Source organism: Variovorax sp. WDL1, from assembly GCF_001541225.1.
GTDB lineage: Bacteria > Pseudomonadota > Gammaproteobacteria > Burkholderiales > Burkholderiaceae_C > Variovorax.
In genome coordinates this window covers 1-4,375 of sequence record NZ_LMTS01000157.1, presented here as the reverse complement: position 1 = coordinate 4,375, position 4,375 = coordinate 1, and the positions used below count along the sequence as shown (strand labels likewise).

General features: G+C 64.2%; 3 protein-coding genes and 2 pseudogenes. 3 read left to right on the top strand and 2 right to left on the bottom strand.

Annotation, left to right across the window (positions count from 1 at the left end; genetic code table 11):
• Window positions 1–236: 236 nt before the first annotated feature.
• Together APY03_RS20660 and APY03_RS20655 are read left to right on the top strand one after the other, a co-directional pair.
• Window positions 237–1,619 (top strand): MmgE/PrpD family protein, encoded by a 1,383-nt coding sequence (locus APY03_RS20660; protein ID WP_083944492.1) that lies wholly within the window; start codon window positions 237–239, stop codon window positions 1,617–1,619.
• Between the two features lie 34 nt (window positions 1,620–1,653).
• Window positions 1,654–2,988 carry an MmgE/PrpD family protein gene (locus APY03_RS20655; RefSeq protein ID WP_068679627.1) on the top strand — a complete coding sequence of 445 codons (1,335 nt, stop codon included), beginning with the start codon at window positions 1,654–1,656 and terminating at the stop codon, window positions 2,986–2,988.
• A 94-nt stretch (window positions 2,989–3,082) separates the two neighbouring features.
• Here APY03_RS20655 and APY03_RS20650 read toward each other — a convergent pair whose 3' ends face one another.
• Both APY03_RS20650 and APY03_RS44210 read right to left on the bottom strand, forming a co-directional pair.
• Complete coding sequence (locus tag APY03_RS20650; RefSeq protein ID WP_174262858.1) at window positions 3,083–3,724, bottom strand: 3-oxoacid CoA-transferase subunit B; 642 nt, start codon at window positions 3,722–3,724, stop codon at window positions 3,083–3,085.
• Window positions 3,724–3,932 (bottom strand): annotated as a pseudogene (locus tag APY03_RS44210) (CoA-transferase); the annotation flags it as partial. The gene APY03_RS20650 and the pseudogene APY03_RS44210, both read right to left, overlap by 1 nt.
• Before the next feature lie 80 nt (window positions 3,933–4,012).
• On the opposite strand from APY03_RS44210, the pseudogene APY03_RS20645 reads away from it, so the two are divergent.
• A pseudogene (locus tag APY03_RS20645) lies at window positions 4,013–4,375 on the top strand (amidohydrolase family protein); the annotation flags it as partial.

Genomic DNA, 4,375 nt, shown 5'->3' with positions numbered 1-4,375 from the left:
GGAAACGTCACTTGGCTTCGCCGAAAATTTGCACCAGAGCACCTCCGGACGGTCTCGCCATGCCCGATGCCGGCGCTCTTTGCGGTTGGCGCAAAGGACCTTCCCTTCGCGGCCCAGTGATCCGGCCTCCTAATCGTTGTACGCTGCCCAATCTTTTGAACCGGAGACTGATCGAGTCTCCGGACATCTCACACTATTTTTAGGGCGGCAACGCGTCCTCCAGCCAAGTAGGGGAAATGACGATGACGGGGACAATTTCGGAGCGCCTTGCGCAATTTACAGACGGTCTGCAGTTCGAAGACATGCCTCCCGAGGTCGTGGACAAGGCCAAGCGGCTCGTGCTCGACACGGTCGGCGTCTGCATCGGCTCGACGCAGATCGATTTCGGAAAGTCCGCGCTGGACATGATCAGCGGGTGGGGCGGCACGCCCGATGCCACTTTGATCGGGCGCCGTACGAAGGTCCCCCTGCACAGCGCTGCGCTCTGCAACGGCATCCTCGGACATGGACAGGATTACGACGACACGCACGCCGAATCGGTCGTGCATCCGAGCGCTGCTCTGGTGCCGGTCGCGCTTGCAGCGGCCGAGCGCTCGGGCAGCTCCGGCCGCGAGATGCTTACGGCGCTAGTCGCCGGCCTTGAGGCGACCATCCGCATCGCGATGCCGGCCTACGGCAGATTCCATCTGCGCGGATTCCATACAACCTCGGTGGCCTCGACTTTCGGAGCCGCAGCGATCACTGCCAAACTCGAACGGGCCGGATTACGGCGCACTGTCGAGGCCCTCGGTGTCGCCGGCAGCTTTGCCTCAGGGCTGCTCGAGTGCATCCCGGCCGGCTCGTATGCAAAGCGTTTGCACGCCGGCTGGGCCGGCCACTGCGGAGTCATGGCCACGCAGTTCGCTCAACGCGACTGCACCGGGCCAAGTACGATCTTCGAGGGCAAGCTCGGCGCGTACAACTCGTTCCTGCGCGGGGAGTCGCTCGACCTCGACGTTATCTTCAAGGGAATCGGGCGCGAATGGACGACCCTCGACATCCGTCCCAAGCTTTATCCGGCGTGCCACTATCTGCAGGCCTTCCTCGAGTGCGCAGCGCATCTCCGGCGCACCTTCGGTATCCGACCGGAGGACATCGAGGCCGTTTCCTGCCGCATCGTCTCCAATGCGGTCGGCATCATATGCGAGCCTTGGGAGAACAAGCTTGCGCCGAATTCCGACTACGACACCCGGTTCAGCCTGCCGTTCGCTGTCGCAGTGATGCTGGTCAGGGGCAGAGCAGGTGTGGCCGAATTCTCCGCGCCAGTTGCTGCCGACCCGCAGATCCGGAAAGTGATGGGTAAGGTGAGTTACGTGGTGGAGCCGCGGTACCAGGTCAAGGACTTCCCGGCTGCGATCGACGTCGCGATGAAGGATGGCAGGCGGCACTCGTGGGAGGTGCCCGAGGTCCGGGGTGACGCGAAGACCCCGTTCACGCTGGACGAGCTGATGGAGAAGTTTACGGACAACACGGCGCACCTCGGAGCTGCTGCGAGCTCGCGCATCGCAGGTGAAATGCTTGGATTGGAGAGCCAGGCCGACATCCGCCGCTTCATGGCCGATTTGTGCGAGCCGGCATGACGCAGCAGGCGGATGCGGGCAACAGGGTCGACCGATGCTGATAGAAGACTTCGGGAAATTCGTTTCGAACACGCGGTATGGGGATCTCCCAGCCACAGTGGCCGAGGAGGCCAAGCTACGGGTGCTCGACCTGCTCGCCGCAGCGCTCGTGGGCTACAACATGGGATGCCATCGACAGCTGCTGCCCCTGCTTGGCGGCGCGCCGGAGGCGTCCGTGTGGGGCCTCGGCAAGAAGGTGTCGTTGCGCGATGCGACCCTGGTGAACAGCTTCCAGTCCCATGCCTTGTATCTTGACGATGGCTCACGCTTCACCGGGGGGCATCCATCGTCCGTCGTGATCCCAAGCGCGGTTGCGCTGGCCGAGACGCAGCGGGTGACGGGGCAGGACCTGATTGCCGCCGTTGCCGCCGGCTATGAGGTCTTTCTGCGTCTGGGGCGGGCGATCTATCCGTCGACGGTCGTGCGCGGATTCCAGAGCACGGCGGTGCTCGGGGCCGCAGCTTCTGCAGCAGCTTGCGCAAATCTGCTGCATTTTTCGCCTGATGTCGCAACCAACTCACTGGCGATCGCCTGCAATCTCGGGGTCGGCTTGAAAGAGGCGCTGAAGAGCTCGGGCAGCCAACCCCTCCAGGTCGCGCGCAGCTGCGAGGGCGGCGTGATGGCCGCGTTGTTTGCCGGCCAGGGGGCGCAGGGTGCGGTCAGCATCCTCGAGGGCGGCTTCCTGAAGGCCTTCGCCGACCAGCCGCGAAGCACCGACATGACGGCTGGACTCGGAACCGAGTTCAGCATTTCCGAGACCTATCTCAAGATCCACGGCGGCTGCCGCGGCAACCATGCGCCGGTGGACGTGACGCAGGAAGTCATTCGGGCCAACGGCATCGATCCGGAGACGATTGTCGGGCTGAAGGTTCGCGTCGACTCGGTCACCTATGCGGCCGAGATCCACTCGCCGTCCAGCGGTGACGAGGCACAGTTCAGTGTGGCCTTCGCTATAGCAGTCGCCTTGGTGCATGGCGATGCGTCCGTTTTCCAGTACACGGATGCCAAGCTCGCCGACGCGCGAGTTCGCGCGATGATGAAGAAGATTCGTGTCGAAGCCGATGACCAGCTCGACAAGAGCTATCCGGACAAGCGCGCCGCATCCGTGGACGTCATCCTGGTAGATGAGCAGTGCTTCAGCGGATACATCGAGAACGCCAAGGGGGAGCCGGAGTGTCCCTTGAGCGCGGCGGAGATTGAGAAGAAGTTTCTCACCCTGAGCCGCGGCATCTTGGCAGGCGGCGGCGAGCGGGTCCGCGACCTGGTCATGAGACTTGAAAGGCTGCAGGATCTGAATCTGCTGATGGCGTCCCTGCAAGCGACTGCCTGAGCCGGCCGGCGAGCTGCTGCAGATCCACGCGTCAAGCTGACCCACGCCGAAGTTTCGGCGGGACGCCAATCTGCATCGCTGCCTCTCCTGCTGGTCAGACCGCGATCGGCTGCTTGATTAGTTTTTCGAGTTCAGCGTGTTCGAGGCCCTCGACCATGTCGACGAGCTTCAGGCCTTGCGGCGTGCACTCAAGCGTGCACAGGTCCGTGTAGATGCGCTTCACGCACGCGATGCCCGTCAGGGGATACGTGCAGCGCTCCACGATCTTGCGCTCGCCATTCTTGGTGAGAAGGTCCATCATCACCCAGGTCTCCTTGGCGCCGATCGCGAGATCCATGGCGCCGCCGACCGCCGGGATGGCGCCCGGCTCGCCGGTGCTCCAATTGGCCAGATCACCCTGGGTCGACACCTGAAAGGCACCGAGTACGCAGATGTCCAGATGGCCGCCGCGCATCATCGCGAACGAATCAGCGTGATGGAAGTACGCGCCGCCGGGCAGCAGGGTCACCGGCTGCTTGCCGGCGTTTATCAGGTCGTAGTCTTCCCGGCCTTCTGCCGGGGCCGGGCCCATGCCCAAGATGCCGTTCTCGCTTTGCAGAATCACCTCGCGGCCCGCAGGGATGTGGTTGGCCACCGCGGTGGGCTGGCCGATGCCGAGGTTCACGAAGGAACCATCCTGGATGTCCTGCGCCACGCGGGCGGCCAGTTGATCTTTCGTGCGTCTCTGGTATGCCATCAAGCTGTCGCCTTCCTGAAGCCGCCGGCCTTCGTCGCGACCCGCGGGACTTTCACGATCCTGCTGACATGGATGCCGGGCGTGACGATGGCCTCGGGATCAAGCTCGCCCAGTTCCCTGGTCTCGTCACCGTAGCGATGGTCTGCTTGGCTGCCGTCGCCATCACCGGTCCGAAGTTCCGCGCTGCTTTCCGGTAGACGAGAGTCCCCGGGTTCAGCCTTGACCAGCGCAACGTAACGCGGCGCGGGAACTCCAGGATCCCGCCTACCCGGAAGGTGCAGGAGCGGAATGAGCGGGACGACCCGGCCCGGCAGGCTGGCCCTGCGGCGCGAAGAGGCGCTGGAGCCGGGTCAGCCAATTGTCGATGCCCACCACCATCTTTACGACCGGCCAGGCCATCGCTACCTGCTCGACGAATTTCTGAGCGACCTGCGCAGCGGGCACGACGTTCGCGCAACGGTGTTCGTCCAGGCGCGCTCGATGCTGCGTGCCGATGGGCCTGAGGCCATGAGACCGGTCGGCGAAACGGAGTTTGCCAGCAGCGTGGCCGCGATGTGCGCACGCCGCGGCGGCGTGCAGGCTTGTGCCGCGGTCGTCGGCCAGGCGGATCTATGCCTCGGCGATGAGGTGCGGCCCGTGCTGGAGGCTCAT